Consider the following 18,125-nt stretch of genomic DNA (forward strand, 5'->3'; position numbering starts at 1 on the left):
CCGGTCCTACCGTGACCAGCACCACAGGGCGTCTGTGCGGGACTGTGCACCCAGGGAGGACGGGCGTGAACATCGGCAGCAACGGCACTCCGGGCGCCGCGAAGGCGTTCGGCAGGCTCCTCCGCTTCCACCGCGAGCGGGCGAAGGTCTCCCAGGAGGCGCTGGGCCGGGAGACCGGTTACTCCAAGTCCCAGGTGGCCATGATCGAACGCGGCGAGCGAAGGCCGAGGGGCAACTTCGTGGAGCTGGCGGACGAGTTGCTGGGTGCACAGGGTGCACTGCTGGAGGTCGCGAAGGAGCTGAAGGCGAGCGGGGTGGCCGCTTGGCTGGAGGACTACCTAGCAGAGGAGGCCAGGGCAGCCGAGGTTCACAAGTATGAGACGCATGTGATTCCGGGGTTGCTCCAGAACGAGTCATACGCTCGCGCGGTGTTCCGCTGCGCCAGCCCACCTCTGGACGAGGACGAAATCGAAGCATCGGTCCGTGCGAGGCTGGCCCGCCAACAGGTGTTCCAGCGCAAGCCCCGCCCGCCGCTCATCAGCTTCGTTCTCGAAATGGCGGCACTCACCCGCCCCATCGGTGGGCCACAGGTGCTCAAGTCCAACCTGCTGCACATCTTGGAGGTCGGACGTCTACGCAACGTCGAAGTTCAGGTGATGCCGGGCGACCGGCATAGTCACGCCGGGTTGGATGGCCCCTTCATCCTGCTCGAAACGGCCCAGAGACGAAGTCAGCTCGTCTACGTCGAAGGTCAGGGCGGCCGGTATTTCCTCAGCGAACAGCCGGACGTAGGCGATGTGTTCGGACGGTATGGCATTCTGCGAGCGCAAGCCCTCAACCCCGAAGACTCGGCCAAACTCATCGAACAGGTGGCACGAGAGCTATGAGTACCAACCTCGACTGGTTCAAGAGCAGCTACAGCGGCAGTCAGCAGGGCGAATGTGTCGAGGTCGCCTTCGTCTGGACGAAGTCCACCTACAGCGGTGACCAGGGCGGCGCTTGCCTCGAAGTGGCAACCTTCCCCCACACCGTCCACGTCCGTGACTCCAAGGACGTGACCCGCCCCGCCCTGGACCTCTCCCCCTCCGCCTGGTCAGCCTTCCTTGTGGAAGACCACCTCCGGGTGCTCGGCGGTCGGGCCGTCGAGTAGCTTCCGGTCGACGCCCTTCAGGTGCAGGTCGAAGAAGGCCGTCACGTACGCGCGCGTGATCTCCTGCGACCGCTTGCCCTTCAGGGGCTCCTCCGGGGGCAGCAGGCCGAGCTGGTCACCGAGGACGGGCACGTCGGTGAACGTGAAGTGTTCCGCTCCGGTGACGTTGATCCAGCGCTTCCAGCCGTCCAGGAGCGGCCAGTCACGCACCCACGAGCGGTCGTCGTCGCCCGTGCCGAGCAGCATGAACGGGCGGCCGCTAAGGCCGGTCGCGGGGATGGGCTCCATGAAGGACCCGTCCATGTTGGCCCCGGCGCGGACCCGGGCGTCGCCCGCCATGGTCGTCGCGGCGGAGGCGCCGCCGATGGAGTGGCCGGCCATGCCGATCCGCTCCCGGTCGATCACGCGGGCGTGCCGCCAGGCGGGGCGCTTGTCGGCAATGAGCCGGTCGAGGAGGAAGGACACGTCCTTCGCCCGGCCCTGGGGCACCACCCCGTACCCGCCCGGCTTGATCTTGTCGCAGGCGACGCAGGTCAGGAGCCGCCCGCCGGGGAAGGCGGTGCCGACCGACTCGTAGGCGTGGTCGACGGCGGCGACGACGTACCCCTGGCTCGCCAGCTCCTCGGCGAGCAGGGTCAGGGTGGAGCGGTTGACGGTGAACCCGGGCGACAGCACCACGAGCGGGAACTTCCCGCGTACGGGGGCGGCGGCGGGACGGGCGTGGGTTCGGGTGCCGCTGAGCGTCGCGGCGGACACCGCGTCGGTCAGTTCGCGGTCGTCGATGAAGGCCTGGGCCTCGCCCTTGGTCATGTACGGGGCCGTCCGGCCACCGCCGGGCCGGGCCGGGTAGTACATCGACACCATCAGCTCGCGCGCCCGGGCCTCCGGGACCCAGGGGTCGGGGCGGCTGGGGTCGACGAGGTGCAGGGTGTCGCGGCCGACGGCGAACGCGCCAGTTGGGGCGGGCAGTTCGAGGCGTACGCGGGTGCGTTCGGCGGCCTCGGTGGCCGGAGACGCCGGTGTGGCCGGGACGGCGGAGGCGACGCCCGTACCGAGGAGGGCGAGGGACAGACCGAGCATTGCGGCGGCAGCGCCGCGGGGCAGTCGATTCATACCGCCGAGGCTAGGCAGCGGGCCCCTGCCGGGTCGTCCGTCCACGGCTTGAACGGGGTCCGACTCCAGGTCTACGGCCGTATCCGACCGGGGGCCGACGCGTTCGCGCGGCCCCCGGTCGGGCGATCACCCCTGTGCAGGGGGCGTCACAGCTTCGGGCATGCCGCCTGCGTGACCTTGCCGGCCTTGGCCGCACTCGTCGGGATGTCCAGCGTCAGGCACTTCCCCGTCCACTGGTTCACGAAGTAGAAGGCGGCCGGGCCGCCTTGCTGCTTCGCCGGAATGACGTTCCACAGCTGGCTGCCCGAGAACCACCGGGTCTCGCAGGGCCACCAGAACAACTGGGTGTCGTTGCCGGGCGGGGTGCCGTTGTTGTAGGGCACGGTCAGGCAGGAGCCGTTCCCGGCCTTGATCCAGAAGAAGTTCTTGCCGTCGTACGACGGCGGGGTGGCGGACCACTGGTGGCTGCTGGGCGCCGGGGTGGCGCAGTTGCGCTGGGTGACCAGGCCGCCCTGCCCGTCCTCGAACTCGTCGCCGCGCACCATGCACCGGTTGGTGGCGATCGTGCTGACGTACTGCTTGCTGGGGCTGACGGTCCAGAGCGCCTGGTGCGGGTCGATGATGACGGCGTTGCGGTTCAGTCCGTCGACCACCGACAGCGGGGTGACACCGGGTGTGTCGCTGTGCTGGTGGAAGTTCACGGCGACGTAGTTCGGTTCGCGCCTGGCGACGTCCCGGCAGTCCTTCTCGACGCGGTTCTTGAGGCTCTGCCCGTTGTCGCCGTGTGACTTGCTCTCAGGGTTGAGCACGCTGGAGTCGAACTGGTTGATGGTGAACAGCGGAGTCAGGTTCGTCCCCATCATCTTCGCGAGGTCCAGGCTGTTGCCGTTGCGCGACACGCACCCGCTCGGCCTGTTGCCGTCGTAGTCGTAAGTCGTCTCCACCGTGCGCTTCCAGGTGTACATGAGGCGCCCGTATTCGACTCCCGCGTCCTTGGTCGACGTGACGGGTACGTCGAAGTCCCACTTGTCCTGGAAGATGACCAGCCGCTCGTTGCGGGCGACCATGTTGCGCACGCGCGGCCAGTTGCTCTTGTCGATGTTGAAGCCCTGTTCCGAAGGCTGGAACAGCAGATCGGTCGCGTTCTTCTCCTCCAGCACCTGGGCGATGGCCTCGGTCAGCGTCTCCTGGCTCGCGTAGTTCTCCAGGAAGATGGTCACGACCTCCTGCGGGTTCTTCTTCAGGAAGTCCACGACCCGTGCGAACTCTGTCTTGAAAGGGCTGTAGCAGGCGATGGCGGAGTGACAGAGCATCACCCCCCTCACCGGTGCCGGATGGCCCTGCACCTTGTAGTGGGTGTCGAACATCAAGCCGCGCACCCCGTCGTCGAGCTGCTCGACGACGCTGCGCGACTGGTTCCGCGGCGGGAGCGCACCGATGTAGGCGTAGGAATTGTGCGTCGTCAGCCACGACCACTGGTCCAGCCGGGCGTCCCCGTACTTGCTCGCCGCCGCCGCGGGCGCCGGGGCGGGCAGCATCCCGGCCAGGAACAGCAGCGAGAGGACCGGAAGGGCCAGGAGGCGCAGCAGTCGGTGGCGGTGGGCGGGGCCCGGTCGCGGGACCGGGCCCCTGGCGTCTGCCGTCACGGCGCGGGCGCTTCGTGTACGCATGTCGTGTTCCGTCTCCCCCACGTGAGGTCGGCCGCCGGGCGCGGAAGGGCGTGGCGCCGGTGACCGGTGGTCGGTGTTGGTGGTCGGGGAGCGCGGATCGGTCGGTCGGCCCCCCGGGTCGCCCCCAGCCAACACCGGTGGATATGGGGTGGACCATGAGGTTCTCCCGGCAGAAGTACCGTCTTGCATACTTCTGCCGGTGGGCCCGTCCGTCCGGACGGACCACGCCGACCCGGGGGGGTACGCAGGCATGGACACCGGTACGCCGGTCACGGACGGGTTCGGCGAGCGGCTGCGCGCCCTGCGCTCGGCCGCCGGGCTCAGCCAGGAGGCCCTGGCGCACGCGGCGGGGGTGAGCGTCCGGGCGTTGTCGGACCTGGAGCGCGGCCGGTCACGGGGTCCGCAGCGTCGCACCGTGGAGGCGCTGGCCGCCGCGCTCGGGCTGGATGCCGCGGGCGCACGGGAGTTGGAGCGGGCCGCCAGTCTCGGCCGGCCGCGGCCCCGCCCCGCGCGGGCCGGCGCGGCCGGCACCGAAGCCACCGGCACGGACAGCGGGCCGGCCCCGTTCCACACGCTCGCGCTCCCCCGCGACCTGCACGACTTCACCGCCCGCGGTCCCGCCCTGGCCCGGCTGCGGGCGCTGGCCGAGCGGCTGGATGCCGCCCACCCGCCGGTCGCGGTGGTGTCCGGACAGCCGGGCCTGGGCAAGACCGCCTTCGCCGTGCACGCCGCGCACACCCTCACGCCGTACTTCCCTGACGGGCAGTTCGCCGTCGACCTGCGCGGCATGGACCCGCGGCCGACCCCTCCGCGCGACGCGTGCGCCCGGCTGCTGCACGCCCTGGGGGTCGCCGCCGGTGCCGTGCCCGCCGCCACCGACGACCGCTGCGGCCTGCTGCGTTCCGTACTGCGCGACCGGCGTGTGCTGCTCCTTCTCGACAACGCCGCCGACGAGGCCCAGGTCCGGCCCCTGCTGCCCGGCCACGGTCCGTCGCTCACCCTCGTCACCAGCCGCAGCAGCCTGGCGGGCCTCGAATCGGTGCACCGCGTCGACCTGGCGCTGCTGCGCCGCGAGGAGGCGGTGGAACTGCTCGGCCGGATCGTCGGCCCGGAGCGGGTACGGGAGGAGGCGCAGGCGGCCCGCGACCTGGCGCACCTGTGCGGGCACCTCCCCCTGGCCGTACGGATCGCGGGGCAGCGCCTGGCCTCCCGGCCGGCCGAACGCATCGGCAAGCTCGTCACCCAGCTCGCGGCGTACGGGAGTCGCCTGGACGGGCTGGAGGCGGGCTCGCTGCGGGTCAGGACCGCGTTCGCCCTCTCGTACCGGCAGCTGGACCCGCCGAGCCGTACCGTCTTCCGCCGGGCCTCGCTCGCCGCCGGCCCCGACTTCGGCCCCGAGACCGCGGCGCTGCTCGCGGGGCTGCCGGTCCGCCGGACGGCCCGGTGCCTGGAGGCCCTCACCGGCGCGGGACTGCTCCAGCCCCACCCGGCCGCCGACCGGTACCGCTTCCACGACCTCCTCGCCCTGTTCGCCGCCGAACAACTGGCGGAGGAGGACGATCCGGCCGACATCGCCGCCGCGGAGGACCGGACCGCCCGGTGGATGCTCCGCCGGGCCACCGCCGCCGCGCTGCGCTTCGACGCCGACCACCGGGGCGTGCCCGACGACGATCCGGACCCGGGCACCGCGCCCCGCGACAACGAGGCGGCCCACGGCTGGCTGGAGGCCGAACGGGCCCAGTGGCTGGCCGCCCTGGGGCGGGTGCAGGCGGCCGGCCGGCACCAGGAGGTCGTCGACGCGGCCGAGGCGATGCACTGGTTCTCCGACCGCACCCTGCAGTGGGAGCTGTGGGCGGAGGTCTTCCGGCGGGCCGTCGACTCCGCCCGCGCGCTGGGCAGCAGGCGTGACGAGGCGGTCCACCTCAACTACCTGGCGTGGGCCTACAACCAGTGCGTCTTCGACCCCGCCGCCGCCCTGCCGACCGCGGAGGCCGCGTTGGAAGCGGCGCGCGAGGTGGGGGACCAGCTCCAGGTCGGCTGGGCGCTGGGCTACGCGGCGGGAGCGCTGAACCGCCTGGGACGGGCCGACGAAGCCATCGCCCGGCTCCAGGAGTCCGCCGCCCACCTGGCCGGCCAGAGCTGCGCGCAGAGCCGCCTCGCCGAACTCAGCGCCCTCAACGCGCTCGGTCAGCAACTGCGCCAGGTCGGCCGCGCCGCGGAGGCCCTGGTCATCCACCGGCGCAGCGAGACCATCTGCCGGGCGGGCGTACCGGGGAAGCCGCAGGAGCTGATCGGCCTGTACCTGGCCGCGACCCGCCAGCACATCGGCAACGACCTGGCGGCCCTGCACCGGTGGAGCGAGGCCGAGGGCCCGCTGCGCCACGCGCTGGCCCACTTCGAGTCGGCGCGGATGCCCGCCTGGAGCGAGCCGTCCCGGCTGGACCTCGGCATCACCCTCCGCCACCTCGCCCGGTACCCGGAGGCGCGCGAAACCCTGACCGCCGCGCGCGAGGGCCTGGTCCGCCTGAACAACCCGCGCCAGCTGGAGGCCGCCGCCGAACTCCGCGCCCTGGAGAACGATCTGGCTACCGGACCTGCCTTGGGGCGGCCGGAGAGCCGGTAGCGCGGCCACCGGACCGGCGGCCCGCCCCGACGCCCGCGTGAGGCGGTCGGCGGACGCCGACAGGGGCCGCCGAGCGGGACGGCAAGGGCGTTGACCTCAATCGCGGTCGAGGTCCTAGCGTCTGCCCCATGACAACGACACCCACCGTCCCCGCCCCTGCCGACCCCGCCGTCACCGAGGCCGAACTCGCCTCCCAGCCGATCGGCTACTGGAGCGGGGTCGTGCACAAGGCCGTCATCACCCACATCCGCGACGCCATGGCCCGCGTCGACCTCACCCAGCCCATGTGGTGGACCCTCAACCGGGTCGACGCCGGCGGCCACGTCACCCGCGAGGTGGTCGCCACCGGGCTCGCCGGCGTCGCGGACACCCCGTACGACGGCTCCCGCGCCGTCGACCACCTGCTCCACCGGGGCTGGCTGCGCCTGGACGGCGACGAGGGCCTGCACCTCACCGACGAGGGCCGCGCCGCCAAGGCCCGCATCAAGGAGCTGGTCACCGGCATCCGGGCGCGGATCCATGACGGCATCACCGACGAGGAGTACGTCGCCGCCCTGAAGGTGCTGCGCCGCATGGCCGACAACGTGGCGGCGGCTACGCCCGCGTGAGGCGGTTGGCGAACGTCGACATGGTGTACGTGCCGATGCCCATGACCACCTCCAGGGCGTTGCGTTCGGTGTAGCCGTGGGCGAGGAAGGCGGCCAGGTCCTCGTCGGCGACCTCGCCCGTCGTGGCGTACACGGCCTCGACGAACCGCCGCACCGCCTCCAGGCGTTCGTCGGGCAGCGGGGTGCCCGCGCGGAGGGCGGTGACGACGGCGGGGGCCGCGCCCAGGGCGCGGAGCTTGCGGGTGTGTAGGTCCACGCAGACCTGGCAGCCGTTGCGGGTGGCGACGGTCATGACGACCGTCTCGCGGGCCACCGGGTCCAGGGTGGTGCGGTCGAACAGGGCGGTGAGGGTCAGGAAGCCCTCCAGCAGTTCGGGTGAGGCCGCCATCCGGGCGACGGCCGGTGGGATGTGGCCGCCCATGCGGTGGGCGACGGCCTCCATGACCGGGCGGGCGGCGGGCGGGGCGGTCTCCAGGGTGTGGTCGGTGAACACGGCCGCTCCTAAGATGGACAACATGGTTGACGACAAGAAGGTAAACCAGGTTGTCGATCCGGGCAAGGGGGATGTCCGGGGCTACGAGCTGCCCCTGCTCCTCTTCGCGGGCTTCCGCACCCTCATCGACCGGCTCCACGCCGAACTCGCCCGGCAGGGCCACCCCGACGTGCGCCCCGCGCACGGGTTCGCCATGCAGGCCGTCGGCGTCGGCGGGGCGACCGCCAGCGAGGTGGGGCGGCGGCTGGGCGTGTCCAAGCAGGCGGCCGGCAAGACGGTCGACCGGCTCGTCGCCCTCGGGTACGCCGAGCGCGCCGACGACCCCACCGACGCCCGCCGCAAACTCGTCCGCCTCACCCCGCGCGGCCTGGACGCCCTCACCCGCTCGGCCGCGATCTTCGACGACCTGCGCGCGGACTGGGCCCACACCCTCGGACCGGAACGCGTCCGGGACATGGAGGACGCCCTGCGCGCCGTCGTCCCCACCGACGCCTTCCGTCTCGACGCGGCGGGATGGCTGGGCGGGACGTGATCCGCCCGCTCGGCCAGTTGTCGCCACCGGCGTGTCGCCCCTGGCGTACGTATCGTTGAGATGCGCGGCTGCATGCGATCACGCGGCAGCGGGGAGGAGCGCCACGATGACCGTCGTAGAGAGCGACAGGATCGACATGGCCGAGAGCGACCCTGAGTGGACCCTCGACGAGATGTTCGAGGCCATCGAGCGGATGCCCCTCTTCGAGGGATACAAGGCCGAGATCGTCGAGGGGGTCGTCGTCATGTCGCCGCACCGGCACGTCCACGCGCGGATCATGCGCCTGATCATGCGAGCCCTCGAGGACGAGTTCGGCATGGACGCACTGGTGTCGTTCGACGAGCGCATCGACTTCCCCGGCCACTTGAACGGCTTCTGCCCGGACGTGGTGAAGCTGCGCGACACCGCCGAGCAGACCTCCAGGGGACTGTGGCGGTACCAGGACGTCGAGTTCGTCGCGGAGGTCGTCTCCCGGTCGACCGGCATGAACGACTACGGGCCGAAGAAGACCGCGTACGCCGCCGCCGAGGTGGCCGTCTACCTCATCGCCGACCCCTACCAGGGCAGGTGCCACGTGTACACCCGCCCCAAGGAGGACGACTACGCCATGGAGACGACCGTCGCCTTCGGCGAGCCCATCGACCTCACGGACACCCCCCTCGGACTCGTCCTCGACACCGCCGGCTTCCCCCGCGACTGACGCACGACCGCGCCGCGCCCGGTGCCCCCTTGCTTCGAGCGCGCTCCAAGGCGTTGGCTGTACGACCATGAAGTACACGCAGCTCGGACGCACCGGACTCAAGGTCAGCCGACTCGTCCTCGGCACGATGAACTTCGGGCCCCAGACCGACGAAGCCGGCAGTCACGCCATCATGAACGCCGCGATCGACGCGGGCATCAACTTCTTCGACACCGCCAACGTCTACGGCTGGGGTGAGAACAAGGGCCGCACGGAGGAGATCATCGGCTCCTGGTTCGCCCGGGGCGGTGACCGGGACAAGGTCGTGCTCGCCACCAAGGTGTACGGGAACATGGCCGCCGAAGGGCCGGTCTGGCCCAACCACGACAAGCTCTCCGCCGTGAACATCAGGCGGGCCGTCGAAGCCAGCCTCAAGCGGCTGAACACCGACTACATCGACCTCTACCAGTTCCACCACATCGACCGGCACACGCCGTTCGAGGAGATCTGGCAGGCCGTCGACGTCCTCATCCAGCAGGGCAAGATCCTGTACGCGGGGTCGTCGAACTTCCCCGGCTACAAGATCGCCCAGGCCAACGAGACCGCCGCCCGGCGCGGGATGGTCGGGCTCGTCAGCGAGCAGTGCCTCTACAACCTGGCCGAGCGCCGCGCCGAGATGGAGGTCATCCCCGCCGCTCAGGACTACGGCCTGGGCGTCATCCCCTGGTCGCCGCTGCACGGCGGGCTGCTCGGCGGCGTGCTCAGGAAGGAGGCGAAGGGCGGCCGCCGCACCAGCGGCCGATCGGCCGACGCGCTCGCCAACACCGACGTACGCCTCCAGATCCAGGCGTACGAGGACCTCCTCGACAAGCACGGGCTGGAGCCGGGCGAGGCGGCCCTGGCCTGGCTGCTGACCCGGCCGGGGGTGACGGGGCCGATCGTCGGGCCGCGCACCGCGGAGCAGCTCGACTCCGCGCTGCGGGCGGTGGAGCTGGAACTGTCGGACGAGGTCCTGAAGGAACTGGACGCGATCTTCCCGGGCACGGGGCCGTCCCCGGAGGCCTTCGCCTGGTGACGGGCGTCACCGCACGGCCGCGGCTCGGCGTCAGCCGAGCGCGGCCGCCACGGCGACGATCACGAACATCAGCACGAGCACACCGGCCATGATCCGGTTACGGGTCTTCGGGTCCACGCTCCGAGGTTAGCTGGCCCCTCCGAGCGGCCAGGACCCGGCCGTCTCGTAGCGCGGGCCCCGGCCCGCGGCGCCACCGCCCGGCAGGTTGCTGCGCACCAGCGTCAGCGCGTCCACCTCCCAGCGGGAGCCCTCGAACTCGCGCAGCCGCTCCACGAAGGGGCGCAGGTCCACCGCGTCCGTGCGGCCGCGGGCCACCGTCAGGTGGGCCTGGTACCGGCGGTGCTCGTCCATCGGGACGCCCGAGCGGCGGGCGGCCGCGTCCGCGCGGTCGGCGAGCAGCCGCATCTCGTCCAGCCCGCCCGCCGCACCGGCCCACAGGACGCGCCGGCCGAACCGGCCGCCGCCGTGCAGGCGCAGCGGGAAGGGCGCGGTGCGGTGGGCGGCGCGGGCGAGCCGGGTGCGCAGCTCCGGCAGCAGCGCCTCGTCCACCTCCCCCATGAACGCCAGCGTGAAGTGCCAGCCGGGACGTCCCGTCCAGCGCAGGTCACCGGCGCCCGGGAGGGCGCGCAACAGGTCCACTTCGGCGGCGAGTTCCTCTACGGCCGCGCTGCTCGGCAGCACGGCGGCGAAAAGCCTCATACCGCGAGTCTGGCATGATCCACGCGCCGTATCCTCGGCCGATGGACAAGGTGGAGATCAGGAGGGGCACGGCGGACGACGTCCCCGCGATACTCGCCGTGCTGGACAGCGCGGTGGTCTGGCTGAACGAGCGGGGGATCACCGACCAGTGGGGCACCGAGCCGTGGTCGTCGAGGCCGCGGGCCGTGCGGCGCGTGCGGGAGACCGTCACGGACGGCTCGCCGTGGATCGCCGAGGTCGGGGGCGTACCGGCGGGGACGCTGACGCTGACGCCGTACCCGGGGCCCGATGTGGCGCCCGCCGCCGAGCCGGAGCTGTACGTGCGCTTCCTGGCGACCGACGGCCGCTTCCACGGGCGGGGCGTGGGCGGCGCGCTGCTGGCGCACGCGGTGGAGGAGACCCGGCGGCAGGGCGTCTCGCTGCTGCGGGTCGACTGCTTCGCCGGGGGCGGCGGGCGGCTCGTGGACTACTACGTGCGCAACGGCTTCACGCCGACCGAGACGTTCACGGTCGGCGACTGGCCGGGGCAGGTGCTGGAGCGCCGGGTGTGACGCCGGGGCCGGCCCCGGCCGCCCCCGGCCCTGCCCTGCCCTGCCTGGGCACGGGGCGCCCCGGGCCCCGCACGGCCGACCGGGCGGGGGCCGGGCGGTCTACGCGGCCGTGGCCAGCCGCTCGCGCGGGACGAACCGCACGTGCGGGTGGCGGCCGTGCATCTCGACCTTCAGGCGCAGCCCGCCCACGCGGGCCAGCACCAGACCGATCACCACGGCGGCGGCCAGCGACACGGCACCGCCCGTGGCGAAGCCGGCGCGGGCGCCGTACGTGTCGGTGATCCAGCCCAGCAGCGGCGCGCCCACCGGCGTACCGCCGACGAAGACCATCATGTAGAGGCTCATCACCCGGCCCCGCATGACCGGGTCGGTGGCGAGCTGGACCGAGGAGTTGGCGGTGACGTTGACCGTCAGGCCGAACATGCCGATCGGGACCAGCAGCAGCGCGAAGAGCCAGAAGGACGGCGAGAACGCGGCGGCGATCTCCAGGACGCCGAACGCGACCGCGCCGCCGACGAGCAGCCGCAGGCGCGAGGTCCCGCGCCGGGCGGCGAGCAGGGCGCCGATGAGGGAGCCGACGGCCATCAGGGTGTTGAGGAAGCCGTACGTGCCCGCACCGGCGTGGAAGACGTCGTCGGAGAAGGCGGTCAACCAGATCGGGAAGTTGAAGCCGAAGGTGCCGACGAAGCCCACGAGGGCGATCGGCCAGATCAGCTCGGGGCGGCCGGCGACGTACCGCAGTCCTTCGCGCAGCTGCCCCTTGCCGCGCGGGGCCCGCTCCACCTGGTGCAGCTCGGCGGTGCGCATGAGCATCAGCGAGGCGAGCGGGGCGAGGAAGGACAGGCCGTTGACGAGGAAGGCGTAGCCGCTGCCGACCGACGCGATCAGCGCGCCCGCGACGGCGGGGCCGACGAGGCGGGCCGACTGGAAGTTGGCCGAGTTCAGGCTGACGGCGTTGCGGACCTGCGCGGGGCCGACCAGCTCGGAGTAGAACGACTGGCGGGCCGGGTTGTCGACCACGGTGACCAGGCCGAGCAGGAGCGCGATCAGGTAGACGTGCCAGACCTGGACGTGTCCGGAGAGGGTCAGGACGGCGAGGGCGAGACCGCACAGGCCGAGCGCGCCCTGGCTGATCATCAGCAGGTTGCGCTTGGGGTAGCGGTCGGCGATGACCCCGCCGTACAGGCCGAGGAGCAGCATCGGCAGGAACTGCAGCGCCGTCGTGATGCCGACGGCGGCGGCGGAGCCCGTGAGGCTGAGGACCAGCCAGTCCTGGGTGATGCGGGCCATCCATGTGCCGGTGTTGGAGACGATGGCACCGGTGAAGAACAGCCGGTAGTTGCGGACCTTGAGCGAGGAGAAGGTCCCGTTGCGGGGTGTCTTGCGGTCGTCGGGGTTGTGTGCGGGTGCGGAGAGTACTCCGGGTCCCGAACTCAAAAGAGGTCGCCTCCTTGGTGCGTCGGTCTACAGGTGCGCGAGCTTCTCCAGCACGGGAGCGGCGGCACGCAGCTTCGCCCACTCGTCCTCGTCCAGACCCTCGGCGAGGGTGGCCAGCCAGGCGTTCCGCTTGCGGCGGGACTCCTCGAGCATGGCCTCGGCCGTCTCGGTCTGGCTGACGACCTTCTGCCGGCGGTCCTCGGGGTGCGGCTCCAGCCGGACCAGCCCCTTGGCCTCCAGCAGCGCCACGATGCGTGTCATCGACGGCGGCTGCACGTGCTCCTTGCGGGCCAGCTCACCGGGGGTGGCGGAACCGCAGCGGGCGAGGGTGCCGAGCACCGACATCTCGGTGGGGCTCAGCGATTCGTCGACGCGCTGGTGCTTCAGGCGTCGGCCCAGCCGCATGACGGCGGAGCGCAAGGCGTTCACGGCGGCTGCGTCAGCGGGGTCGCCGTGGGAGAGGTCAGGCATGTATTTAGCGTAACTCATTACCCTGGCTAAATACCACCCGGTGGGCGGTGAGTGGTACGTGTCACCCGTACGAGTGAGACAAGGCCGGAAAGCGACGCGGCGGGCCGGGCGGGACGGCGACTCTGGCGCCATGGGATCGACCGTGCTCAGCCTGCGGATAGACGGAGAGCTGCTCGACCGGGTCCGGCGCCACGCGGCCCGCAGCGGCATGAGCGTCCAGGACTACGTGGTCCGGACGCTCGTCCGCGACGACTTCGACGAACGCCTCGAAACGGCCGTCGACCGGACCAACCGCTTCTACGACCCCCACGGCCCCCACGGCACCTGACCGCGTACGACCGCGTACGGCCCCGTACGCCCGTGCGGGCGACGGACCACGGCCGGGTACGCGGACGGCCCGGCGCCGCGCGGGGAGCACGGGGCCGGGCCGTCCGGTGGCGGGGCGCGGCGTCAGGTGAGACCGAGCGCCGGCATGGCGTAGTAGAAGGCGAACACCGCCGAGACGACGTACATCGCCGCCGGGACCTCGCGGCCGCGACCGGCCGCCAGGCGCAGGACGCTGAAGGCGATGAAGCCGATACCGATGCCGTTGGTGATGGAGTACGTGAACGGCATCATCACCATCGCCAGGAACGCGGGCACCGCGATCGTGAAGTCGCTCCAGTCGATGTCCTTCACCGACCCGGCCAGGATGAGGAAGCCCACCGCCAGCAGCGCGGGCGTGGCCGCCTGGGACGGCACCATCGTGGCGAGCGGGGTCAGGAAGAGCGCCACCGAGAAGAGCGCGCCGGTGACGACGGACGCCAGACCGGTGCGCGCGCCCTCGCCGACGCCCGCCGTGGACTCCACGAAGCAGGTGGTGGCCGAGGACGAGGTGGCGCCGCCGGAGGCGACGGCCAGGCCGTCGACGAGGAGCACCTTGTTGATGCCGGGGAAGTTGCCGTCCTTGTCCATCAGCTTGGCCTCGTCACCGACGCCGAGGATGGTGCCCATCGCGTCGAAGAAGCAGGACAGCAGCACGGTGAAGACGAACAGGGAGCCGGTCAGCAGGCCGACCTTCTCGAAGCCGCCGAACAGGCTGACCTCTCCGACGAGCCCGAAGTCGGGAGTGGCGACCGGGTTGCCGGGCCACTCCGGCGTGGTCAGGCCCCAGGACGGGATGGTCGCCACCGCGTTGATGACCATGGCGACGATCGTCATGACGACGATCGAGATGAGGATCGCGCCCGGCACCTTGCGGATGATCAGCGCCAGCGTCAGCAGCGTTCCCAGGACGAAGACCAGGACCGGCCAGCCGCCGAGGTGACCGTCGGCGCCGAGCTGGAGCGGCACGGTGGTGTGGGCGGCGTCGGGGATGCGGGAGACGAAGCCGGAGTCGACGAGGCCGATCAGCATGATGAACAGGCCGATGCCGATGGCGATGCCCTTGCGCAGCCCGACGGGCACGGCGTTCATCACCCGCTCGCGCAGGCCCGTCGCCACCAGCAGCATCACCACGACACCGGCGAGCACGACCATGCCCATGGCGTCCGCCCACGACATGCGGGGCGCGAGCTGGAGGGCGACGACCGTGTTGACGCCGAGCCCGGCCGCCAGCGCGATCGGCACGTTGCCGATGACGCCCATCAGCAGCGTGGAGAACGCGGCCGTCAGCACGGTCGCGGTGACGAGCTGGCCGCTGTCGAGCTGGTGCCCGTACATGTCCTTGGCGCTGCCCAGGATGATCGGGTTGAGCACGATGATGTAGGCCATCGCGAAGAAGGTCGCGAATCCGCCGCGTACCTCCCTGGCGACCGTGGAGCCGCGCTCCGAGATCTTGAAGAAGCGGTCCAGACGGCCGTGGGTCGGCTGCTGGGGGGACGGCGGCGTGGCGCCGGCGTCCGTCAGCGTGGTGGCCGAGGAGGGCATGCGAAACCTCAGGGTGCGGGGGTGGGGTGGGGGCCGGACCGGTCTTTTTTGGTCATTCACACTAAAGAAACCGGTCAGACACAAGCCGTTTCAGTATGAACGCATCATGCGAAGATCGGTATCTCCGCGCGTAGAGCCATGCCCCGCAAGGGCCCCGGGCCGCGCCCGGAGCCCCGCCTACACTGTGCGCATGGCGAAGTGGACCCCCAAGCACGAGGCACCCGAGCCCCTGGAGGGGCCCGTCGTCGCCACCATCACCGGCGGCACGATCCTCTGGTTCGTCCTCTTCCTGGTGCAGGTCCCCTTCTACGGCTGGTTCGCCGACCGCGACCTCACGTGGTGGGTGTGGACCTGCCTCGCCGGCGCCGGGCTCGGCCTCATCGGCATCTGGTACGTCCGCCGGCGCGACGCCGCCCTCAAGCGGGCGGCGGCCTCCCCGCCCCCGCACGGCGACACCGCCTGACGCACGCGGCACCGCCCGGCCGCCCGCCCGCGGCACCGCCCGGCCGGCACAGCGGCAGTGGACCACGGCAACGACGGCGACAGCGTCCCGGCGTACGCGTACGGCCACGGGACGATTCGCGTCGTACCGGGGACGGATCTTCCGGCCGCTCACGATGTGCGGGCGCCCGGACGGCCGTACCGTCGAAAACATGACGCAGCGGGCGAAGATCGACACCGACGGCTCCGAGAAACCCGGCGGGCCCACCATCGACGCCGGGGCCGAACTCGACCCCGTCCACCCGCAACGGCCACCCGTCCACCACCGGCCCGCCGGACTGACGGCCGCCGAGGTGGCCGAACGGGTCGCGCGGGGCGAGGTCAACGACGTACCCGTCCGCAGCTCCCGCTCCACCACCGACATCGTCCGCGGCAACGTCTTCACCCGCTTCAACGCGATCATCGGCGTCCTGTGGGTGATCATGCTGGTCGTCGCACCGATCCAGGACAGCCTGTTCGGGTTCGTCATCATCGCCAACACCGGCATCGGCATCATCCAGGAACTGCGCGCCAAGAAGACCCTCGACTCCCTCGCCGTCATCGGCGAGACCAAGCCCACCGTCCGGCGGGACGGGACCTCCACCGAGGTCCACACGTCCGAGATCGTCCTCGGCGACTGCATCGAGCTGGGGCCCGGCGACAAGGTCGTCGTCGACGGCGAGATCGCCGAGGCCGACAACCTGGAGGTCGACGAGTCGCTGCTCACCGGCGAGGCCGACCCCGTGGTCAAGAAACCCGGCGACCAGGTCATGTCCGGCAGCTTCGTCGTCGCCGGCGGCGGGGCGTTCACCGCCACCAAGGTGGGACGCGAGGCCTACGCGGCCCGGCTCGCCGAGGAGGCCTCCCGGTTCACGCTCGTCCGCTCCGAACTGCGCAGCGGCATCTCCACCATCCTCAAGTACGTCACGTGGATGATGGTGCCCACCGCGACCGGGCTCATCATCAGCCAGCTCGTCGTCAAGGACACCGACTTCAAGGACTCCGTCGCCCGGACCGTCGGCGGCATCGTGCCGATGATCCCCGAGGGCCTGGTGCTCCTCACCTCCGTCGCCTTCGCGATCGGCGTCATCCGCCTCGGCCGCAAACAGTGCCTCGTCCAGGAACTGCCCGCCATCGAAGGGCTCGCCCGCGTCGACGTCGTCTGCCTCGACAAGACCGGCACCCTCACCGAGGGCGGCATGGACGTCACCGGACTGCGCACCCTGAACGGCGCCGACGAGACCTACGTACGCACCGTCCTCGGCGCCCTCGGAGAGTCCGACCCCCGCCCGAACGCCTCCCTCCGGGCCATCATCGACGCCTACCCCGACGACGAGGACTGGCGGTGCACCCAGGCGCTGCCCTTCTCCTCCGCCCGCAAGTACAGCGGCGCCACCTTCAGCGAGGGCGACGGACGGACCAGCACCTGGCTGCTCGGCGCCCCCGACGTCCTCCTCCCCGACGGCGACCCCGTCCTCGACGACATCGACGAACTCAACCGGCAAGGGCTGCGCGTCCTGCTCCTCGCCGGCGCCGCCGGCGAACTGGACGACCCCGACGTCACCGCCGGCGCCCGCGCCACCGCCCTCGTCGTCCTCGAACAGCGGCTGCGCCCCGACGCCGCCGACACCCTGGCCTACTTCGCCGACCAGAACGTCGCCGCCAAGGTCATCTCCGGCGACAACGCCGTCTCCGTCGGCGCCGTCGCCGACAAGCTCGGCCTGCCCGGCGCCGCGCACACCGTCGACGCCCGCCGCCTGCCCGCCGAGCGCGACGAGATGTCCCGGGCCCTCGACGAGGGCTCCGTCTTCGGGCGCGTCACCCCCCAGCAGAAGCGGAACATGGTCGGCGCGCTCCAGTCCGGCGGCCACACGGTCGCCATGACCGGGGACGGCGTCAACGACGTACTGGCCCTGAAGGACGCCGACATCGGCGTCAGCATGGGCTCCGGCTCGGAGGCCACCAAGGCGGTCGCCCAGATCGTCCTGCTGAACAACAGCTTCTCCACCCTGCCCGCCGTCGTCGCCGAGGGCCGCCGCGTCATCGGCAACATCACCCGCGTCGCGACCCTCTTCCTGACCAAGACCGTCTACTCGGTGCTGCTGGCGATCCTGGTGGTGTGCAGCGGCATCGAGTACCCCTTCCTCCCCCGCCACCTCACCCTGCTGTCCACCCTCACCATCGGGGCACCCGCCTTCTTCCTGGCCCTCGCCCCCAACACGGAGCGGGCCAAACCCCACTTCGTCCGGCGGGTGATGCGGTACGCGATCCCCGGCGGCATCGTCGCGGCGGCGGCGACCTTCACCACGTACCTGCTCGCCCGCGCCCACTACGACGGGCCCGACGCGCTGAGCGCCGAGACCAGCGCGGCGACGCTCACCCTGTTCCTGGTGTCCATGTGGGTGCTGGCCATCGTCGCCCGGCCCTACACCTGGTGGCGGATCGCCCTGGTCGCCGTCATGGGCGGGGCGTTCCTGCTGGTCCTCGTCGTGCCCTGGCTCCAGGACTTCTTCGCGCTGCGGCTGGTGGGCACGACGATGCCCTGGATCGCCGTGGCCGTCGCGGCGGCGGGCGCCGCCCTCGTGGAAGCGGCGTGGCGCCTGGTGGACCGCAGGATGCCCACGTGAACGCCCCCG

At 71.7% G+C, this 18,125-nt stretch carries 18 protein-coding genes; 11 read left to right on the forward strand and 7 right to left on the reverse strand.

All coding sequences use genetic code 11. The features are described from left to right. The first annotated feature begins 65 nt into the window (after positions 1 to 65). Entirely contained in the window at positions 66 to 887 is an 822-nt protein-coding gene (locus A4V12_RS02345) for a helix-turn-helix domain-containing protein (RefSeq protein ID WP_064067481.1), read from the forward strand. Then, positions 884 to 1,150, forward strand: a complete 267-nt coding sequence (locus tag A4V12_RS02350; protein WP_064067482.1) for a DUF397 domain-containing protein — start codon at positions 884 to 886, stop codon at positions 1,148 to 1,150. The genes A4V12_RS02345 and A4V12_RS02350 overlap by 4 nt, the downstream gene beginning before the upstream one ends. Here A4V12_RS02350 and A4V12_RS02355 read toward each other — a convergent pair. Both A4V12_RS02355 and A4V12_RS02360 read right to left on the reverse strand, forming a co-directional pair. Further along, positions 1,094 to 2,263: an alpha/beta hydrolase family protein gene (locus tag A4V12_RS02355; RefSeq protein ID WP_064067483.1), complete on the reverse strand. Its 1,170-nt coding sequence runs from the start codon at positions 2,261 to 2,263 to the stop codon at positions 1,094 to 1,096. The genes A4V12_RS02350 and A4V12_RS02355 overlap by 57 nt on opposite strands. Before the next feature lie 146 nt (positions 2,264 to 2,409). Continuing rightward, a complete protein-coding gene (locus tag A4V12_RS02360) occupies positions 2,410 to 3,933 on the reverse strand; it encodes a hypothetical protein (protein ID WP_159028808.1) in 1,524 nt (507 codons plus the stop codon). Between the two features lie 250 nt (positions 3,934 to 4,183). Between A4V12_RS02360 and A4V12_RS02365 the strand changes: the two genes are divergently transcribed. Together A4V12_RS02365 and A4V12_RS02370 are read left to right on the forward strand one after the other, a co-directional pair. Next, positions 4,184 to 6,556: a helix-turn-helix domain-containing protein gene (locus A4V12_RS02365; RefSeq protein WP_079136752.1), complete on the forward strand. Its 2,373-nt coding sequence runs from the start codon at positions 4,184 to 4,186 to the stop codon at positions 6,554 to 6,556. 128 nt (positions 6,557 to 6,684) lie between these two features. Continuing rightward, the gene (locus A4V12_RS02370) at positions 6,685 to 7,164 is read left to right on the forward strand and encodes a MarR family winged helix-turn-helix transcriptional regulator (RefSeq protein ID WP_064067485.1); all 480 of its coding nucleotides are present in this window, start codon (positions 6,685 to 6,687) and stop codon (positions 7,162 to 7,164) included. Here the strand turns inward: A4V12_RS02370 and A4V12_RS02375 are convergent. After that, entirely contained in the window at positions 7,151 to 7,681 is a 531-nt protein-coding gene (locus tag A4V12_RS02375; protein WP_199831203.1) for a carboxymuconolactone decarboxylase family protein, read from the reverse strand. The genes A4V12_RS02370 and A4V12_RS02375 overlap by 14 nt on opposite strands. On the opposite strand from A4V12_RS02375, the gene A4V12_RS02380 reads away from it, so the two are divergent. The 3 genes from A4V12_RS02380 (at position 7,680) to A4V12_RS02390 (ending at position 9,943) form a co-directional block, all read left to right on the forward strand. Further along, on the forward strand, positions 7,680 to 8,189 hold the full coding sequence (locus A4V12_RS02380) for a MarR family winged helix-turn-helix transcriptional regulator (protein ID WP_234372045.1): 510 nt from the start codon (positions 7,680 to 7,682) through the stop codon (positions 8,187 to 8,189). The two genes, A4V12_RS02375 and A4V12_RS02380, sit on opposite strands and share 2 nt — an antisense overlap. A 106-nt stretch (positions 8,190 to 8,295) precedes the next feature. Then, on the forward strand, positions 8,296 to 8,889 hold the full coding sequence (locus A4V12_RS02385) for a Uma2 family endonuclease (RefSeq protein ID WP_064067488.1): 594 nt from the start codon (positions 8,296 to 8,298) through the stop codon (positions 8,887 to 8,889). A gap of 67 nt (positions 8,890 to 8,956) precedes the next feature. Further along, on the forward strand, positions 8,957 to 9,943 hold the full coding sequence (locus A4V12_RS02390) for an aldo/keto reductase (RefSeq protein ID WP_064067489.1): 987 nt from the start codon (positions 8,957 to 8,959) through the stop codon (positions 9,941 to 9,943). 126 nt (positions 9,944 to 10,069) lie between these two features. Here the strand turns inward: A4V12_RS02390 and thpR are convergent, their stop codons facing one another. Further along, positions 10,070 to 10,642, reverse strand: coding sequence for an RNA 2',3'-cyclic phosphodiesterase (thpR, locus tag A4V12_RS02395; protein ID WP_064067490.1), 573 nt, complete (start codon positions 10,640 to 10,642; stop codon positions 10,070 to 10,072). Between the two features lie 41 nt (positions 10,643 to 10,683). On the opposite strand from thpR, the gene A4V12_RS02400 reads away from it, so the two are divergent. Continuing rightward, positions 10,684 to 11,193 carry a GNAT family N-acetyltransferase gene (locus tag A4V12_RS02400; RefSeq protein ID WP_064067491.1) on the forward strand — a complete coding sequence of 170 codons (510 nt, stop codon included), beginning with the start codon at positions 10,684 to 10,686 and terminating at the stop codon, positions 11,191 to 11,193. A gap of 99 nt (positions 11,194 to 11,292) precedes the next feature. Here A4V12_RS02400 and A4V12_RS02405 read toward each other — a convergent pair whose 3' ends face one another. Together A4V12_RS02405 and A4V12_RS02410 are read right to left on the reverse strand one after the other, a co-directional pair. Beyond that, positions 11,293 to 12,630, reverse strand: a complete 1,338-nt coding sequence (locus A4V12_RS02405) for an MFS transporter (protein WP_064067492.1) — start codon at positions 12,628 to 12,630, stop codon at positions 11,293 to 11,295. A 27-nt stretch (positions 12,631 to 12,657) separates the two neighbouring features. After that, complete coding sequence (locus tag A4V12_RS02410) at positions 12,658 to 13,101, reverse strand: MarR family winged helix-turn-helix transcriptional regulator (RefSeq protein WP_064067493.1); 444 nt, start codon at positions 13,099 to 13,101, stop codon at positions 12,658 to 12,660. Positions 13,102 to 13,231: 130 nt separating this feature from the next. Between A4V12_RS02410 and A4V12_RS02415 the strand changes: the two genes are divergently transcribed. Next, complete coding sequence (locus tag A4V12_RS02415) at positions 13,232 to 13,429, forward strand: hypothetical protein (protein ID WP_064067494.1); 198 nt, start codon at positions 13,232 to 13,234, stop codon at positions 13,427 to 13,429. A gap of 122 nt (positions 13,430 to 13,551) precedes the next feature. On the opposite strand, the gene A4V12_RS02420 is transcribed toward A4V12_RS02415, so the two are convergent. Then, a complete protein-coding gene (locus tag A4V12_RS02420; RefSeq protein ID WP_064067495.1) occupies positions 13,552 to 15,009 on the reverse strand; it encodes an NCS2 family permease in 1,458 nt (485 codons plus the stop codon). Between the two features lie 190 nt (positions 15,010 to 15,199). Between A4V12_RS02420 and A4V12_RS02425 the strand changes: the two genes are divergently transcribed. Beyond that, entirely contained in the window at positions 15,200 to 15,472 is a 273-nt protein-coding gene (locus tag A4V12_RS02425; RefSeq protein WP_064067496.1) for a DUF2530 domain-containing protein, read from the forward strand. Between the two features lie 190 nt (positions 15,473 to 15,662). Further along, on the forward strand, positions 15,663 to 18,116 hold the full coding sequence (locus tag A4V12_RS02430) for an HAD-IC family P-type ATPase (RefSeq protein ID WP_064067637.1): 2,454 nt from the start codon (positions 15,663 to 15,665) through the stop codon (positions 18,114 to 18,116). Positions 18,117 to 18,125: the final 9 nt, after the last annotated feature.

This window comes from Streptomyces noursei (assembly GCF_001646665.1).
GTDB lineage: Bacteria > Actinomycetota > Actinomycetes > Streptomycetales > Streptomycetaceae > Streptomyces > Streptomyces lavendulocolor.